Source organism: Mycobacterium paraense (genome assembly GCF_002101815.1).
GTDB lineage: Bacteria > Actinomycetota > Actinomycetes > Mycobacteriales > Mycobacteriaceae > Mycobacterium > Mycobacterium paraense.
In genome coordinates, this window is the sequence record NZ_LQPM01000008.1 from 271,367 (window position 1) to 286,742 (window position 15,376).

At 68.1% G+C, this 15,376-nt stretch carries 18 protein-coding genes and 1 pseudogene; 10 read left to right on the forward strand and 9 right to left on the reverse strand.

The window, feature by feature from the left end:
• Positions 1–50 precede the first annotated feature (50 nt).
• Both AWB89_RS07965 and AWB89_RS07970 read left to right on the forward strand, forming a co-directional pair.
• Positions 51–632 carry a VOC family protein gene (locus tag AWB89_RS07965; protein ID WP_085172690.1) on the forward strand — a complete coding sequence of 194 codons (582 nt, stop codon included), beginning with the start codon at positions 51–53 and terminating at the stop codon, positions 630–632.
• 7 nt (positions 633–639) lie between these two features.
• The gene (locus AWB89_RS07970) at positions 640–1,188 is read left to right on the forward strand and encodes a hypothetical protein (RefSeq protein WP_085102324.1); all 549 of its coding nucleotides are present in this window, start codon (positions 640–642) and stop codon (positions 1,186–1,188) included.
• Here the strand turns inward: AWB89_RS07970 and AWB89_RS07975 are convergent.
• A complete protein-coding gene (locus tag AWB89_RS07975) occupies positions 1,145–1,825 on the reverse strand; it encodes a TetR/AcrR family transcriptional regulator (protein WP_085103070.1) in 681 nt (226 codons plus the stop codon). The genes AWB89_RS07970 and AWB89_RS07975 overlap by 44 nt on opposite strands.
• Before the next feature lie 70 nt (positions 1,826–1,895).
• Between AWB89_RS07975 and AWB89_RS07980 the strand changes: the two genes are divergently transcribed.
• The 4 genes from AWB89_RS07980 (at position 1,896) to AWB89_RS07995 (ending at position 6,493) form a co-directional block, all read left to right on the forward strand.
• Positions 1,896–2,801, forward strand: a complete 906-nt coding sequence (locus tag AWB89_RS07980; RefSeq protein ID WP_085102322.1) for an oxygenase MpaB family protein — start codon at positions 1,896–1,898, stop codon at positions 2,799–2,801.
• 95 nt (positions 2,802–2,896) lie between these two features.
• Positions 2,897–4,690 (forward strand): PPE family protein, encoded by a 1,794-nt coding sequence (locus AWB89_RS07985; RefSeq protein WP_085102320.1) that lies wholly within the window; start codon positions 2,897–2,899, stop codon positions 4,688–4,690.
• A 76-nt stretch (positions 4,691–4,766) separates the two neighbouring features.
• On the forward strand, positions 4,767–5,762 hold the full coding sequence (locus AWB89_RS07990) for a permease (protein WP_085102318.1): 996 nt from the start codon (positions 4,767–4,769) through the stop codon (positions 5,760–5,762).
• Complete coding sequence (locus AWB89_RS07995) at positions 5,762–6,493, forward strand: TIGR03943 family putative permease subunit (protein WP_085172691.1); 732 nt, start codon at positions 5,762–5,764, stop codon at positions 6,491–6,493. The genes AWB89_RS07990 and AWB89_RS07995 overlap by 1 nt, the downstream gene beginning before the upstream one ends.
• Before the next feature lie 405 nt (positions 6,494–6,898).
• Here the strand turns inward: AWB89_RS07995 and rpsR are convergent.
• The 4 genes and pseudogenes from rpsR to rpmB all read right to left on the reverse strand — a co-directional run bounded on the left by rpsR (position 6,899) and on the right by rpmB (position 7,875).
• Positions 6,899–7,170, reverse strand: a pseudogene (gene rpsR / locus AWB89_RS08005) (30S ribosomal protein S18).
• Positions 7,167–7,472 carry a 30S ribosomal protein S14 gene (gene rpsN / locus AWB89_RS08010; RefSeq protein ID WP_085102312.1) on the reverse strand — a complete coding sequence of 102 codons (306 nt, stop codon included), beginning with the start codon at positions 7,470–7,472 and terminating at the stop codon, positions 7,167–7,169. The pseudogene rpsR and the gene rpsN overlap by 4 nt, the downstream one beginning before the upstream one ends.
• A 2-nt stretch (positions 7,473–7,474) precedes the next feature.
• Entirely contained in the window at positions 7,475–7,639 is a 165-nt protein-coding gene (gene rpmG, locus AWB89_RS08015; protein ID WP_085102310.1) for a 50S ribosomal protein L33, read from the reverse strand.
• A complete protein-coding gene (gene rpmB, locus AWB89_RS08020) occupies positions 7,639–7,875 on the reverse strand; it encodes a 50S ribosomal protein L28 (protein WP_085103068.1) in 237 nt (78 codons plus the stop codon). The genes rpmG and rpmB overlap by 1 nt, the downstream gene beginning before the upstream one ends.
• A 116-nt stretch (positions 7,876–7,991) precedes the next feature.
• Here rpmB and mrf point away from each other — a divergent pair, with 116 nt between their 5' ends.
• Both mrf and AWB89_RS08030 read left to right on the forward strand, forming a co-directional pair.
• Positions 7,992–9,185, forward strand: coding sequence for a ribosome hibernation factor-recruiting GTPase MRF (gene mrf / locus AWB89_RS08025; protein ID WP_085102308.1), 1,194 nt, complete (start codon positions 7,992–7,994; stop codon positions 9,183–9,185).
• The gene (locus AWB89_RS08030; RefSeq protein WP_085102306.1) at positions 9,182–9,445 is read left to right on the forward strand and encodes a type B 50S ribosomal protein L31; all 264 of its coding nucleotides are present in this window, start codon (positions 9,182–9,184) and stop codon (positions 9,443–9,445) included. Before mrf ends, AWB89_RS08030 begins: the two co-directional genes overlap by 4 nt.
• On the opposite strand, the gene AWB89_RS08035 is transcribed toward AWB89_RS08030, so the two are convergent.
• The 4 genes from AWB89_RS08035 to AWB89_RS08050 all read right to left on the reverse strand — a co-directional run bounded on the left by AWB89_RS08035 (position 9,421) and on the right by AWB89_RS08050 (position 12,433).
• A complete protein-coding gene (locus AWB89_RS08035; RefSeq protein WP_308206689.1) occupies positions 9,421–9,849 on the reverse strand; it encodes a Fur family transcriptional regulator in 429 nt (142 codons plus the stop codon). The genes AWB89_RS08030 and AWB89_RS08035 overlap by 25 nt on opposite strands.
• Before the next feature lie 94 nt (positions 9,850–9,943).
• Positions 9,944–10,804, reverse strand: a complete 861-nt coding sequence (locus AWB89_RS08040) for a metal ABC transporter permease (protein WP_085102302.1) — start codon at positions 10,802–10,804, stop codon at positions 9,944–9,946.
• Positions 10,805–10,866: 62 nt separating this feature from the next.
• Positions 10,867–11,655: a metal ABC transporter ATP-binding protein gene (locus AWB89_RS08045; protein ID WP_085172692.1), complete on the reverse strand. Its 789-nt coding sequence runs from the start codon at positions 11,653–11,655 to the stop codon at positions 10,867–10,869.
• Positions 11,642–12,433: a metal ABC transporter solute-binding protein, Zn/Mn family gene (locus AWB89_RS08050; RefSeq protein WP_139830820.1), complete on the reverse strand. Its 792-nt coding sequence runs from the start codon at positions 12,431–12,433 to the stop codon at positions 11,642–11,644. Before AWB89_RS08050 ends, AWB89_RS08045 begins: the two co-directional genes overlap by 14 nt.
• A 278-nt stretch (positions 12,434–12,711) precedes the next feature.
• Here AWB89_RS08050 and AWB89_RS08055 point away from each other — a divergent pair, with 278 nt between their 5' ends.
• A complete protein-coding gene (locus tag AWB89_RS08055) occupies positions 12,712–13,617 on the forward strand; it encodes a class I SAM-dependent methyltransferase (protein ID WP_085102298.1) in 906 nt (301 codons plus the stop codon).
• Positions 13,618–13,723: 106 nt separating this feature from the next.
• Complete coding sequence (locus AWB89_RS08060) at positions 13,724–15,226, forward strand: PPE family protein (protein WP_085172693.1); 1,503 nt, start codon at positions 13,724–13,726, stop codon at positions 15,224–15,226.
• Positions 15,227–15,376: the final 150 nt, after the last annotated feature.

The following is a 15,376-nucleotide window of genomic DNA, read 5'->3' on the forward strand; positions in this document are numbered from 1 at the left end:
TTAGATTCAGATTCGCATCTTGGCCATGACCCGCGGACGGGAGCCGCACGATGATCAAGCCGCACAACGCCAACACGGAATTCGAGCTCGGCGGCATCAACCATGTCGCGCTGGTGTGTTCGGACATGGCGCGCACTGTGGACTTCTACTCCAACATCCTCGGGATGCCGTTGATCAAGTCGCTCGACCTGCCCGACAGCGCGGGGCAGCACTTCTTCTTCGACGCCGGCAACGGCGATTGCGTGGCGTTCTTCTGGTTCGCCGACGCCCCCGACCGCGTGCCCGGCCTCTCGTCGCCGGGTGCGATCCCCGGCATCGGGGACATCACAAGCGCGGTGAGCACCATGAACCATCTGGCATTCCACGTGCCGGCCGAGAAGTTCGACGACTACCGGCAGCGGCTCAAGGACAAAGGTGTGCGGGTCGGGCCGGTGCTCAACCATGACGAGAGCGAGCGCCAGGTTTCCGCGACGGTCCATCCCGGCGTGTACGTGCGCTCGTTCTACTTCCAGGATCCCGACGGCATCACGCTGGAATTCGCCTGCTGGGTCAGGGAATTCGGCGCGAACGACACCAAGGCCGTCCCCAAGACCGCCGCCGACCGCACGCCGCCCGTGGAGGCCGTACGCTGAAGCGGAGATGACCGACGGCATTCTGTCCGACGCCCAGATCGCGGCGTTGACGCCCGAACAGCGGCGCGAGCTGATCAGCCGCCTGGAGAAACCGCTGAGCGACGTGATCGACCCGGCGCTGCTGGGCCGGATACGCCGCATCCGGTTGGGCCTGATGACGGGCGGCTCGATCGCGATGGTCCCCTGGCTCGGGTATCTGGCGATGACGTTGCCGCAGAACTACGTCGCCCACAATTGGACCCTCACGTGGATCGGCTTCGACGTCCTGCTGGTCGGGTTCATGATGGCCACCGCGGTGCTCGGCTACCTGCGCCGCCAGCTGCTGGTCCCGGCCGCGTTCACCACCGGGGTGTTGCTGATCTGCGACGCCTGGTTCGACCTGATGACCGCGGGGCCCAAGGACGTCTGGCTGTCGGTGACCACGGCGTTGCTGATCGAGGTGCCGGTGGCGGTCTTCATGATCTTCAGTGCGCAGCGGCTGCTGCGACTCACGCTGACGCGGTTGTGGTTGATCAATCCTGGGATGCGGCTGTGGCACCTGCCGCTGTTTCCTTGACGCGGTACAGCTCCGGGTTGGTGAGTTCCTCGAGCAGCGCCGCCAGGTGATCGACGAGCTGGTCGGGCGCGAGCTGGACGTCGCCGGCCAGCCAGGCGCTGATGGTCTGCCCGACGCCGCCGACCGCGAAGTGCGCCGCCGCCGTGACGCGCTCGTTCGCCGGCGCCCGCAGCGCCTCGACGGCGTGCCGGCCGGACAGCATGGCGAACAGGGCGCTGGATTCGGCGCGCTTGCGCACGATGACCGAGTTGGCCAGCTGGGTGCTGAACAGCAACCGCCCGATCCGGGGGTCATCGGCGATGGTGCGCACGATGTTGGCCATCCCGGCGCGGGTCTTCTCCTGCGGCGGCACCGCGGCCACCGCGGCCTGGGTGGTGGCCGCCAGCTCGGCGACCACCCAGTCGAACACCCGCCCGACGAACTGGTCCTTGTCGGTGAAGCTCTCGTAGAAGTAGCGCGCCGCCAGGCCGGCTTGGCCGCAGATGCCGCGAACGGTCAGGTCGGAGATGTCCCGTTGTTCGGCGCCCAGCAGCTCCAGGCCCGCGGTCAGCAGCCGACGCCGGCGGCCGGCGAGCCGCTCGGCCGCCTCGACGCCGCGGTAGGGCCGCGCGCTGGAACCCTCACCCATAGCCACCATCTTGACACCGGCCCGCGGACACGACAACATCAGGAAACAGACGTTCGCACATTTAGCGGGGAGTTCAACGATGGCGATTCAGCAGACGGTCCACGAGTCGATTCCCCATGTGGAGCGCCCGATATCCGATCCGCCGCGTCCGCATTCGATCCGGCGCCGGCGGGCGGCCGCCGATTACGGCATGATGGGCGTCGCGCTGCTGGCGGGTCCGGCCAACGTGATCATGGAGTTGTCGCGGCCCGGCGTCGGCCACGGCGTCGTGGAAAGTCGGGTCGAGAGCGGCCGAATCGACCGCCACCCGATCAAGCGCGCGCGCACCACCTTCACCTACATCGCGGTGGCGAATGCGGGAACCGAGGCCCAGAAGGCGGCGTATCGCCGCGCCGTCAACCGCTCGCACGCGCAGGTCTACTCAACTTCCGATAGTCCGGTGTCGTACAACGCGTTCGACCCCGAACTGCAGTTGTGGGTGGCGGCCTGCATCTACAAGGGCGGCATCGACATCTATCGCACCTTCGTGGGTGAGATGGACGACGAGGAAGCCGATCGCTTTTACCGCGACGGCATGACGCTGGGCACCACCTTGCAGGTGCCGCCGGAGATGTGGCCACCGGACCGGGCGGCCTTCGACCGGTATTGGCAGGAGTCGCTGGAGAAAGTTCATATCGACGACACCGTCCGCGAGTTCCTCTACCCGATCGCCGTGTCCAGGATTCGCGGATTCTCGTTGCCGCGTTGGCTGCAGCGGCGGTCGGAGGATTTCAACCTGCTGATCACCACTGGGTTCTTGCCGCAACGGTTTCGCGACGAGATGCGGTTGCCGTGGGACGCCGCCAAGCAACGCCGCTTCGATCGCTTGATGAGGGTCGTGGGGGCGGTGAACAACCTGTTGCCGCGGCGCGTCCGAGAGTTCCCGTTCAACTGGATGCTCTGGGACCTGGACCGCCGGATCAGGACGGGACGTCCGCTGGTGTAGCTGCGGCACCGGCGCCCACCGCGGCGGCTTGATAACGACAATCATTTTCATTAGGCTTCTTGGCTGGTAACACTTCCAGCCCGAGGAATGCCGCTATGACCGCGCCGATTTGGATGGCCTCCCCGCCGGAGGTGCACTCGGCGCTGCTGAGCAGCGGCCCGGGGCCCGGATCGGTGCTGGCGGCCGCGGCCGCCTGGAACTCCTTGAGTTCTGAATATGCTTCGGCTGCAGACGAACTCACCGCCTTGTTGGCGTCGGTGCAGGCCGGTGCCTGGGAGGGGCCCAGCGCAGGGTCGTACGTGGTCGCGCATGCGCCATATCTGGTGTGGCTTATGCAGGCCAGCGCGAATAGCGCGGCGACGGCCGCTCAGCACGAGACGGCGGCCACCGCGTACACCGCGGCGCTGGCTGCGATGCCGACGCTGCCCGAATTGGCCGCCAACCACGTCATCCATGGGGCGTTGGTGGCGACCAATTTCTTTGGGATCAACACGATTCCGATCGCGCTCAACGAGGCTGACTACGTGCGGATGTGGATCCAGGCCGCCACGACGATGGCCACCTATCAAGGGGTCTCCGGCGCGGCTGTGGCGGCCAGCCCGCAAACCACCCCGGCCCCCCAAATCTTGAAATCCGATGCGCAAGCCCCGGCCCAGTCGTCGGCGACCGCCAACCCGTTGCAGGGGCTGCAGCAGCAGATCGAGCAGTTGGTGCAAAATCTGCTGGGGCTTCCGCAGCAGATCTCGCAGAACCTCGAAGCGATATCGCAGTCCGACAACCCGCTGGGCCTCCCGCAGTGGCTCGTGGATTTTCTCCAAAACGACTTGGGTATCGGAAACCTCCAACTCGCACACGACCCGCTGGTCGACAACCCGCTGAATCAACTCATCGCGCAGATCCTGCAGAACTTCGGAGTGACGTGGAATCCCGCCGGGGGCACCGTCAACGGACTCGAATACGACGATTATGCGGACCCGAGCCAAGCGATCTTCTATGTAGTCCGATCCCTGGAAGTCCTCGAGGACCTTGAACAGTTCGGCGTGTATCTTACGCAAAATCCGGTGCTGGCCGTTCAGTACCTGATTAGCCTCGAGCTGTTCGACTGGCCGCTTCACATAGCGGAAATTGCCTCATTCGGGGTCACGCAGCCGGCCGCGGTGGTCCTCGCGGCGCCAGCCCTCGCCCCCTTGGGCGCGCTCGGCGGGTTGGGCGGACTGGCCGGCCTGGCCGCCGTGCCCCCACCCCCTGTCGCACCGGCGCCGGCACCCGTGCCCGCCGCGTCACCCCTGTTGCCGGTCGCGATGGGCCCGACTTTCGCCGCGCCGGCCACCGCCCCGGTGTCGGCGTCTGCGCCCGCGCCCACTCCTTCCAGCCCCCCGGCCCCTCCGAGTCCGGCCCCGACGCCGCCCGCGGCCGCGGGTTCGCCGGGGTTCTTCCCGCCCTATGCTGTGGGGCCTCCCGGCATCGGCTTCGGCTCCGGAATGGGCGCCAGTGCAAGCTCGAGCGCGAAACGGAAAGCGCCGGAGCCGGATGCGGCCGCAGTGGCTGCCGCGGCGTCTGCTCGCGCGGCGGCACGGGCGCGTCGGCGCCAACGGCAGCGGCAGGCTGGGTACGGCGACGAGTACATGGACATGAATGTCGACGTCGACCCGGACTGGGTTGGAGCGCCCGCCGCCGAGAGTGAAGCCTCCGATCGGGGCGCCGGAACGCTGGGGTTCGCCGGCACGGCGCGCAAACAAGCGGTCGCCGAGGCGGCGGGTTTGACCACCCTGGCCGATGACGAGTTCGGCGGGGGCCCAAGGGCGCCAATGTTGCCGGGCACGTGGGGTCCGGACAGTGCGCCCCAGCGCGCCGAAGGGGTCCACGACCGCGAACCACGCGACGGTTAGCGTTGCGTCCTCTGGAATCCGGCCGACATTGTCCGCAGGTCCCGACGTGCCGCCGGCGCGCTGACATACTGAGGCGATGGCCACGCTGAGGGCGCGGCCCCGGTTGCGCGTTGGGTCGATGGAAGTGCTGGTGGGCATTTTGCTCGTCGGCGCTTTCGCGGCGACGAGGCTGCGGAACGTAGTCGCCCTCAATCCGGCGTTATCGACCGCCGGGACGGTGTTCTGCGGGGTGTTTGTGCAGGCGGTTCCGTTCCTGGCGCTCGGCGTCGTGGTTAGCGGATTGATCGCCGTGTTCGTGTCGCCGGAACGGTTGGCGCGCTGGCTGCCGCGTCGTCCCGCCATCGCGGTGTTGGCCGCCGGAGCCGGCGGTGCCGCGCTGCCCGGCTGCGAATGCGGTTCGGTCCCGGTGGCACGGCGGTTGTTCGGCGAAGGCGGGGCCACCGGGGCCGCGGCTTTGACGTTCATGCTTGCCGCGCCGGCGATCAACCCGGTAGTGCTCGTGGCCACCGCGGTTGCGTTTCCCGGTGCGCCCAAGATGGTCGTCGCGCGGATGGGGGCGTCGCTGCTGACCGCGGTGATCATGGGCTGGATATGGTCACGTTGGGGCCGCGCCGAGTGGGTCACGCGCCGTTCGCCCGCTTTGCGAACCGGGACCGAGTCGCGGTGGGAAGTGTTCACCGAGGCGGCAAGGCACGACTTCCTTCAGGCCGCGTCGTATCTGGTACTGGGCGCCGCCGCGGCGGCGGCGCTTCACGTGGTGGTGCCGCGTTGGGTGTTCACGCATCTGGCCGCGAACCTGGTCCTGGGTGTCGTGGTGATGGCCGCCCTGGCGGTAGTGCTGGCGTTGTGCTCGGAGGCCGACGCGTTCGTGGCCGCCAGCATGATCATGGTGCCGCTGCTGCCCCGGCTGGTGTTTCTGGTTGTGGGCCCGGCGGTCGACGTAAAGCTGTTCGCGATGCAGGCGGGGATGTTCGGCCGGGCTTTTGCGGCCCGCTTCGCCCCCTGCACGTTCCTTGTCGCGATCGGATGCGCCTGTGGCGTGGGGCTTTTGGTTCTGGGCGGCGGCAGGTAATGACCCGCGAAACCGAGAACACCGTGCTGCTGGTGGTGGGCATCAGCATCGTCATGATCACCATCACGGGTGAGTTCACCCGCTACGTCAAGCCGGGACTGCTGCCATGGCTGGTCGCCTCGGCGGTGCTCCTCATCGGCCTGGCGCTCTTGGCGATGCTTCGCGACATCCGCCGCGGTGGTCCGCCGATCAGCGACCAGGGTGACGATCACGGCCACGAGCACTCCCATCGGCGCGGCATCGTGTGGCTGCTCGTCGTTCCGATCGTGGCCCTGTGTTTCGTGACGCCACCGGCGCTTCGGCCCTCGGCCGCCGCGCCGTCCGTGGCATCGGTGTCCAATGATGTTCTGAATCGCGCATTCCCACCGCTGCCCCCTGGCAGGGCGCCCGAGCTGTCGCTGCCCGAGGTGCTTATGCGCGAGGCTCAGGACACCAGCGGCTCGCTGAAAGATCGGCCGATCACAGTGACCGGCTTCGTGCTGAACGAGGCGCAGGGCGTCGACCTTGGTCGCGTCGTCATCATCTGTTGCGCGGCCGACGCCCAACTGGCGCGAATCCATCTGGGCGGCCCGGCCGCCGCTCAGGCTGCGCGATTGCCCGACAACACGTGGCTTCGGGTCGAGGGAGAAGTCCCACCGCGGCAACCGAATTCAGCCAAGATTCCGACGTTGCAGGCGACCGTGGTCACTCGCATCGATGCCCCGGCCAACCCGTATGACTACCCGCATTGACGAGTTGTCGGGACCTCAATTGCTCCGACCGGTGTTGCCCATCCAGAGTTGATGCCTGTTGAGATGCGTTGGAACGGGCGTGTTTTCCCATTGGCCGAGCTCCAGCCAATCGCGCAGGGCCGCCGTCTGACTGTTGTCGCTGATGGGGCCGATCCAATGGGGTGGCCCGCAGGCTGCCCGGTCGTTAGTGCAGGGCTGGACAAGAGCCATGACGCCGCGCCCGGACGGGCGGGAAGCGCAGGTGAGTGGTCCGAGCATGCAGGCGGCGGAGACAAGCATGGCGCGGGGGCAGCGTCGGATGGTGGGACGTAGCTGGTCGACGACGGACAAGTCATCGGGGCCCGTGCACGCGGTGCATACGACGACGGTGAACGGGCGGTCGGTGCCGCGGCGTGGCGTGGTCAATCACTGCCCCCGGCTCGTGCCCGGGTAGGGCAGCAGCGCCATCTCGCGCGCATTCTTGATCGCGGCGCGACCTGCCTTTGTTGTTGGACGGTAAGACCGGTGACCTGGCGGGAGCGGATCTTGCCGCGTTCGGAGATGAACACGCGCAATACCGCGGTGTCCTTGTAGTCGACCGCGCTGAGCCCAAGGCTGGCAAGGAGATTCTTCTTGGCGGAGGAGCCGCCGCTAGCCTTTGCGAGGCGACGAGCTCGCTGAGGTTTCTTGCCCGTCACCAGCTTGCCTTGCGCACCCCGGGCAGCTGACCGTCATGGGCCAACTGGCGGACCCTGACCCGCGACAGACCGAATTTGCGCAGGTGTCCGCGGGGGCGCCCGTCGACGGAGTCGCGATTGCGCAACCGGACCGCGCTGGCGTCGCGGGGCTGACGGGCCAACTCGCGCTGCGCGGACGCCCGTTGGTCACCGGTGCTCGATGGTGAGCGAATGACCTCTTTCAGTTCGGCGCGGCGTTGCGCGTAGCGCGCCACGACCGCCCGCCGGTGCTCGTTCCTGACGATCTTGGATTTCTTGGCCATTCCTAGCGCTCTTCTCGGAAATCGACATGGCGGCGGACTACCGGGTCGTACTTGCGCAGCACCAAACGGTCCGGATCATTGCGCCGGTTCTTGCGTGTCACGTACGTGTAGCCGGTCCCAGCCGTCGAGCGCAGCTTGACCAGCGGACGGATCTCGTTGCGGGCCATCAGGTCCGCTGCCCTTCGCGACGCAGCCTCGCCACCACCGCCTCGATGCCGTCACGGTCGATGACCTTGATGCCCTTCGCGCTGACCCGCAGCCGAATCCGGCGGCCCTCCGATGGCAGGTAATAGGTCTTGAGCTGAACGTTGGGTGACCATCGTCGGCGGGTTCGCCGGTGCGAATGCGATACCGCGTTACCGAAACCCGGTCCACGGCCGGTCACCTGGCAGTGAGCAGACATTGTTCCCTCCGCGGGCATGATCGCAGCCTTATTGAAAATCATTTTCGACAAGCCCTGCCGGAGACGGTACCGTACAGACAGCGTTAATGAAAATGATTATCGATAAAGGGGGACTGATGCGGACTCCCGTCATCCTGGTCGCCGGGCAGACCGACACCGACCCGATCGTGGGGACACTCCTTCGCAGGCCCGGAACGCTGGTCGTTGAGCACCGTTTCGACGGTGATGTCGTGCGCCGGACGATGGTGGCTCTTCAGCACGGCGTGTTGACAACGGCGGAGTCGGCGCTCGAACTTGCGCACGGCTGCGCGTCGTGCACCATCCGCAATGACCTGCTGGTGCTCTTGCGGCAGCTGCACCGCCGCGAGGACGTCGACCGCATCGTGGTTCATCTGGCGCCCTGGCTGGAACCCGAACCGATCTGCATCGCCATCGACCATGTCCGAATCCGGGTAGCGCCCGGGTATGTCGACGGCCCCGCGGCCGTCGATGTCTCGATCGCCGCGGTGGTGACCTGTGTCGACTCGTCGCTGTGGCTGAGCCAGGCGCTCGGTGACACCGAACTCACCGACGGGCGCACCGAGGCGCAGGTCGTCGTAGGCCAGGCAGAGTTCGCCGATGTCGTGGTGCTCAACCGCCCAGACCCACACGTGGCCAGCGTGCTGCGCCGGCTGTCACCACGAGCGCGGATCCGGGTGGGGGCCGACGGAATCGAGCGTGCCCTCGTCAATCTGGTGCCAGGCGCCCGGCGGGGGCGAAGCGACGATCCCCACGGTCCGCTGCTGGCCGGACAGCCACCCCTGGACTCGCGCGGGCCCATCGGCCTGATCGAGTTCTATGCCCGGCGCCCGTTCCATCCCCAGCGTCTGCACGATTGCCTGGATCTGTTGCTCGACGGCGTGATTCGAACCCGGGGTCGGCTCTGGCTGGCCAGCCGCCCCGAGCACGCGATGTGGCTGGAGTCCGCCGGCGCCGGGTTGCGGGTGACCTCGGCCGGCAAGTGGCTGGCCGCCCAGACGGCGGCCGAGCTGGCCGGCGTCGACGCGGAACGGCGCGCCTTGGCCGACCTGAGGTGGGACGACCGGCATGCCGATCGACACACGGCGATGACCGTGCTGGTGTGCGGCGCGCATGCCGCCGACATCCTGGAGGGTCTCACTGGCGCGTTGCTGACCGACGACGAGTGCCGCTTCCCGCAGGACTGGATTCATTACGACGATCCATTCGGCGACTGGCACGAAGACCCTTGTGCGGCGCTGGAAGCCGCTGACGTGTCTGCCCACCACGTCAGGGACGAGGACCGCCGATGAAACCCGGCATTCACCCCGATTACCATCCCGTGGTCTTCCAAGACGCCACCACCGGCGCGATGTTTTTGACCCGATCGACGCTCACCAGCCGGCGCACCGTCGAATGGCGGACGGCGGACGGCGTGCGCACCTACCCGCTTGTCGTCGTCGACGTCACCTCGGATTCACACCCGTTTTGGACGGGCGGTCGCCGCGTCGTCGACACTGCGGGGCAAGTCGAGAAATTCCACCGCCGCTACGGCCGGAGGCCATCCGGGTAGCGGTCAGGACCGATTTGATGCGGAACCCTTGTGGTCCCTTGGGTTTCGATCGAAGGGGCGGTTTGGCAGCGCGGACAGATGCCATAGAGATCGACGTAGTGGGTGACGTCGGTGTAACGGTGTTGACGGCTGAGGCGTCGGGTGTCCTCTTCGATGTCGACCGGGGTGAAGCCCTCGGCCCTGCCGCACTGCCGGCAGACCAGATAGTGACGATGGTCTTGGCCGGTCCGCAGGCGGTATAGGACCTCACCGTCCTCGGCCCGCTGGGTCTCGGCGATCCGATCGGTGGCCATCGTGCGCAGGATGCGGTAGACGCTGGTCAAGCCGATCCGCAGCTGCCGATGATGGCGGATGTCCAGATAGATCTGTTGGGCGCTGCGGAAGTTCTCGTGTTCGCGCAGCACCTCCAAGACGGCGCGCTGCTTTGCCGTGGAGCGCCGCCGTGGCGGCTCGGCAGGCGCAGGCACAGGAACGCTCCTTTCGGCGTTTGCGACGTTGTCAAAACCCGGACGTGGTGGAAGTAGGGCCCGTCGATGCGGTCAATGTGGTTGGGGCACGCCTGAGTTCGTCAATGGCCTGTGCTGCGACGCGTCGGGTGCGATCGCTTACCCACACCGTCGCCCAGATTGCACAGGCGATGGTGACCACCGGGAAGCTCGGTGGCAGGTTGAACATGGCCGACGCGCCCAGCCCGAGCCACACCGCGCTCAGGCTGATCGCCGTCGAGGCGGCCATGGCCCGCGCCGGACGGGGGGTGAGCATTATTGCCGTCGCGGCGGGAGTGACGACGAGGGCGAACAACAGCAGCGTGCCGACGGCCTGCACGGCCATGGAAACGGTGACCCCGAGCAGGGCCATGAAGAGCATGGATAGGGCACGCACGGGCACGCCCTTCGCCTCGGCGACGAGGGCGTTGACCGAGGCGAACAACAGCGGTCGGTAGACGACGCCCACGCTGAGCCCCAGCACCAGCAGCAGAATTCCGAAACTGACCAACTGGGAGTCAGAGATGGCGAGCAGGTTGCCGAACAACACGTTGGTGACGGTGCTGGAGCTCTTGGTGGCGAGCGAATTGAAGAACAGGCCCAAACCGGTTGCGCCCGCCAGGACCGTGCCGGTGACCACTTCTCGATCGGCGGCGCGTTTGCCCAGCGCGCCGATCACCAGAGCCCCGCCGACGCAGAAGACACCGAGCCCGACGACGACGGGAACGCCCAGCAGGACCGCCCCTGTCGCGCCGGGAAATCCGATGTGCGCCAGGGCATGGGCGGCGAAGGCGGTCCGCCGCACCACAACGAAGTACCCGATCAACCCGGCGGCGAGGGCGACGATGGTGCCGCCGATCAGGGCATTGCCCATGAACGCCGACGTCAGAATCGGCCACCAATTCGGTTGGTAGCCAAAGGCTGTGAGATGTGCGGTCACAGCGCGCTCCGCATGTACAGCTCGCCGTGCGGGGTGTGGGCGACCTGGATTGGAATGCCGTAGAGGTGGGTGAGCAACGAATCGTCGACTACCTCGTCGATGGGTGCGTAGTGCGGGTGCCCGTCGAGGAGGTAGATCGCGCTGTCGAGTACGGGTAGCAGCGGATTGAGGTCATGGGAGACAACCAGGATCGTGACGGCGAGTTCGGCGCGCAGCCGGGCCAAAAGCGCGACAATGTCACGCTGGCTGTGCAGATCCAATGACGCAAGCGGTTCGTCGAGGATGAGCAACTGGGGGTGGGACACGAGTGCCGCCGCGATCGCGATGCGTTGGCGTTGGCCGCCGGACAGCATCGACAGGCGCCGGCCCGCGATCTCGGTCGCCTCGACGGCGTCCAGCGCCTCGTCGACTCGGCTTCGCTCGGCCACGGTGCTGCGGCCGAACGCCCACTTGCGGCCGGTGAGCCCGAGCAGCACCACGTCGGCGGCGCGGACCGCTTCCCCCGAGCTCTCGGCATAGTGCTGCGGCACGTAACCGATGCGGTCATTGGCCTGGCCGGGGCGGCGGCCGAACACCTCGAGTTCGCCGGTGGCGACGGGGACCAGCCCGAGGACCATCTGCAAGAGGGTGGTCTTGCCGCTCCCGTTGGGTCCGATGACGGCAACGACACCGCCCGCGGGCACCGCGAAGGTGCCATGTGACCAGATGAGCCGTCCGCCACGGACCGCGCTGACATCAGTGCATTCCAGCGCGGGTGTTGTCGATGCGAGCTCAGGCTGCGACACCGAGGGCCTTCCCCAATGCGGACAGCTGGGCGTATTGCCAGCCCTCGAACGAGTTCTGTCCCGGAGGAACGGTTTCGGTGACGTTGACGACGGGCACCCCGGATTGCTCAGCAGCTGAACGGATCTCCGCGGGGATGGATCCCTCGGTCTGTGTGTTGTAGATCAGGACGTCCACGCGCCGGCCGGCCAACTCGCCGCGGAACGCGTCGATGTCCGCCGGCGACGGGTCGGTTTCATTGGCCGACGCCCGCTGATAGCCCGCGGGTGTCTTGTTGACAAGACCCAATGACTGGGCTTGGTAGTCGAACACCGTCTCCGTAGCCGCGTAGGACTTGCCCGCCGCACCGGCCTTGATCTTGTCGATCAGGCCGGTGTAGGGCCCGATTGCCGCCGTGAATTCGGATCGGCGCTGACTGAAGTAGGTGCTGGCTTGCGGCTCGATCCTGCTCAACTCGGCGGTCACGGCGTCGGCGACAGCGGTGACCGCCGACGGCAGATACCACAAGTGCGGATTGGCGCCGACGGGTGTTTTTGTGACTGCGGCGGCGCTCACGATGCGGGCGCCGCCGGCCGAACCGGCGGCCAGCTTGTCGGCCCACGAGTCGTAGTTGGCGCCGTTGACGACAACAAGTTTGGCGCCCGCGAAGGTCGCCGCGTCCGCTGGTGAGGGCTCGTATTCGTGCGGGTCGACCGACGAGCTGGCCAACACGGTTCGAACGGTCGCGCATGAGCCGCCGAGTTCGGACACGATGTCGCCCCACTGATCGACGCTGACCACAACGGCGACCGGACTGGTCGGGCACGACGCCGCCGCGGCGCTGCCGCTTGCTGCCGGAGGGGTGGCGGGGCCGGAGCCCGCAGCGCTTCCGGTATGAGCTGTCGAACACGCCGACAGAGAGAGGGCCATCGCGATCACGACAGCGACGGCTGCGCGGTTTACGCGGGCGTGCGGGACAACCACGGGTTAACGATAACCGTTTTCATTAAGGCAGGCGAGAGCCAAGTCGCATCCTTGGTGAAAAAGGCACGTCGGCCCGCCGGCGTAATGTCGGTTCGGTGCGTAGCGAAGGTGATACCTGGGACATCACAACGAGTGTCGGTTCGACCGCGCTGTTCGTGGCCACCGCGCGAGCGTTGGAGGCGCAGAAGCCCGATCCGCTGGCCGTCGACCCGTATGCGGAGCTGTTCTGCCGCGCCGTCGGCGGCCGCGCGGCCGACGTCCTGGACGGCAAGGAACCCGACCACCCGCTGAAGACCGCCGACTTCGGCGAGCACTTCGTCAACTTCCAGGGCGCCCGCACCCGATACTTCGACGAATACTTCCGCCGGGCGGCCGACGCGGGCGTGCGGCAGGTGGTCATCCTGGCGGCCGGCCTGGACTCGCGCGCCTACCGGCTGGACTGGCCGGCCGGGACCGTCGTCTTCGAGCTGGACCGTCCGCAGGTCCTGGACTTCAAGCGCGAGGTGCTCGCCGGCCACGGCGCCCAACCGCGCGCCGAGCGCCGCGAGATCGCCGTCGACCTGCGCGAGGACTGGCCGCAAGCCCTGCGCGACAACGGCTTTGATCCCGCCAAGCCGTCCGCCTGGATCGCCGAGGGCCTGCTGATCTATCTGCCCGCCGCCGCCCAGGAGCAGCTGTTCACCGGGATCGACGGCCTGGCCGGTCACGGCAGCCACGTCGCGATCGAAGACGGCGCGCCCCTGGAGCCGGACGAGTTCGAGGCCGCGGTCGAGGAGGAACGCGCGGCCGCCGCCGAGGGCGACCAGCGCCTGTTCTTTCGGCTGGTCTACAACGAGCGGCACGCGCCGGCCACCGAGTGGTTCGGCCAGCGCGGCTGGACCGCCGTGGGGACTCCGCTCGCCGATTACCTCCGGCAGGTCGGCCGGCCGGTGCCCGGTCCCGACACCGAGGCGGGCCCGATGATCGCGCGCAACACCCTGGTGAGCGCCGTCAAGGACTGACGGGAACTTTTCGCCACCTGCCACCGACTACTACCTGCGGGCTCGCGACGCCGCCAACAGCCCAGGCGGCCGTCTGATCCAGCCCGATCGGTAAGGAGTCGTTGCTATGACAGCGCCGGTGTGGATGGCGTTGCCGCCGGAGATCCATTCGGCCCAGCTGAGCAGCGGTCCCGGCCCGGGCGGCCTGCTGGCCGCCGCCGCGGGGTGGAGTTCGCTGAGCGCCACCTACGCGTCGGTGGCCGACGAACTGACCTCGATCCTGGCCGCCGCGCAGGCCGGGGCGTGGCAGGGGCCGACCGCCGAGCAGTACGTGGCGGCGCACGCGCCGTATCTGGCGTGGCTGACGCGGGCCAGCGCCAACAGCGCCGCGGCGGCCGCCCAGCACGAGACCGCCGCGACGGCCTACACCGCGGCCTTGGCCGGCATGCCGACGCTGCTGGAGCTCGCCGCCAACCACGCGATCCACGCTGTGCTGCTGGCGACCAACTTCTTCGGCATCAACACCATTCCGATCGCACTGAACGAGGCCGACTACGTCCGGATGTGGGTCCAGGCGGCCACCACGATGGCGACCTACCAGGCGGTCGCCGGCGCGGCGGTCGCTTCTGCACCGCAGACCGATCCGGCCCCGCAGATCCTGCACGCCGACGACAACAGCGACGGCACCGACACCGGCGACAGCGGCGACATCATCGACAACGACGGCGGCGACCCGACGCAGCTGAGCTGGTGGGAGAACCGCTTCCTCGAGGTGTTTCAGACGCTGGGCCGCGACCTCGAGGAATTCCCCGAAAACCCCGCCGAGTCCATAGCGCAGGTCGAAAACGACGTCCCGCTGCTGGTCGCGGACGAGTTCACCCACGTCGGGGAGGTCCTCGACACCTTCCCACAGCTGCAGGCGATCATCCCGCTGGCGGTCACCACGCCGCTCGGCGGCGGTTTCCTGGCCGGGTTCGCGGGCCTGAGCGGGCTGTCGGGGATTCAGCCCGGCGCGGCGGCGCCCGCCATGGCGGCCGCACCCGCGCCCGACGCGCCCGCCATGCCCGCGTCCGCCGGCGCCCCGGCGGTGACCGTTGCCTCCACCGCCTCGGCCCCGGGTCCGGCCTCGGCGCCGGCCCCCGCGCCGGCTCCCGTGTCGGCGTCGGCCGGAACGCCGCCCCCGCCGCCGTCGCCCGTCGCGGGGGGCGCCTTCCCCTATATGGTGGGCGGCCCGACCGTCGGGTCCGACACCGGCATGAGCGGCAGCGCCCGCCGCAAGGCGCCGGAGCCGGACAGCGCCGCGGCCCCGGCGGCGGCGGCCTCGGCGCGGCAGGAGGAACGGGCGCGCCGGCGCCGGCGGGCGGCGCTGCACGACAACCACCGCGGTTATCGCTACGAATTCGTCGACCCGGAGTGGGGCGACGAGCCGAGCATCGACGCGGCGCAGCCGGTGGCGTCCGGCCGCGGCGCGGGCGCCCTGGGTTTCGCCGGTACGGCGCGCCGGGAGGCCGCAGCGGCGGCGGGCCTGGCCACGCTTGCCGGTGACGAGTTCGGCGGCGGACCCACGATGCCGATGGTCCCGGGCACCTGGGAGCACGGCCGGGTTGATAATGAAAATGATTTTCAGTAAGCTTCGCTGGTCACCGGGCCCCGGCCGCCGGCCAGTGAACGCGCAGGTCAGCACGGCCGAACGGGGCTTGGATTCGTGAGGCGAGCGGGCCCGGGGACCTCGACACTTAGCTTATGCAATGCTAACTTCAGGCGGGTTAGGTTAGGGGAG

What these genes read in the sequence shown, in the direction of transcription:
- AWB89_RS07965 (WP_085172690.1), top strand. Translation starts at nt 51, where the DNA reads ATGATCAAGCCGCACAACGCCAACACGGAATTCGAGCTCGGCGGCATC.
- AWB89_RS07990 (WP_085102318.1), top strand. Translation starts at nt 4,767, where the DNA reads ATGGCCACGCTGAGGGCGCGGCCCCGGTTGCGCGTTGGGTCGATGGAA.
- rpmG (WP_085102310.1), bottom strand. Translation starts at nt 7,639, where the DNA reads ATGGCCCGCAACGAGATCCGTCCGCTGGTCAAGCTGCGCTCGACGGCT.
- AWB89_RS07970 (WP_085102324.1), top strand. Translation starts at nt 640, where the DNA reads ATGACCGACGGCATTCTGTCCGACGCCCAGATCGCGGCGTTGACGCCC.
- AWB89_RS07995 (WP_085172691.1), top strand. Translation starts at nt 5,762, where the DNA reads ATGACCCGCGAAACCGAGAACACCGTGCTGCTGGTGGTGGGCATCAGC.
- rpmB (WP_085103068.1), bottom strand. Translation starts at nt 7,875, where the DNA reads ATGTCTGCTCACTGCCAGGTGACCGGCCGTGGACCGGGTTTCGGTAAC.
- AWB89_RS08030 (WP_085102306.1), top strand. Translation starts at nt 9,182, where the DNA reads ATGAAACCCGGCATTCACCCCGATTACCATCCCGTGGTCTTCCAAGAC.
- rpsN (WP_085102312.1), bottom strand. Translation starts at nt 7,472, where the DNA reads ATGGCCAAGAAATCCAAGATCGTCAGGAACGAGCACCGGCGGGCGGTC.
- AWB89_RS08040 (WP_085102302.1), bottom strand. Translation starts at nt 10,804, where the DNA reads ATGGGCAATGCCCTGATCGGCGGCACCATCGTCGCCCTCGCCGCCGGG.
- AWB89_RS07980 (WP_085102322.1), top strand. Translation starts at nt 1,896, where the DNA reads ATGGCGATTCAGCAGACGGTCCACGAGTCGATTCCCCATGTGGAGCGC.
- AWB89_RS07975 (WP_085103070.1), bottom strand. Translation starts at nt 1,825, where the DNA reads ATGGTGGCTATGGGTGAGGGTTCCAGCGCGCGGCCCTACCGCGGCGTC.
- AWB89_RS07985 (WP_085102320.1), top strand. Translation starts at nt 2,897, where the DNA reads ATGACCGCGCCGATTTGGATGGCCTCCCCGCCGGAGGTGCACTCGGCG.
- AWB89_RS08060 (WP_085172693.1), top strand. Translation starts at nt 13,724, where the DNA reads ATGACAGCGCCGGTGTGGATGGCGTTGCCGCCGGAGATCCATTCGGCC.
- mrf (WP_085102308.1), top strand. Translation starts at nt 7,992, where the DNA reads ATGCGGACTCCCGTCATCCTGGTCGCCGGGCAGACCGACACCGACCCG.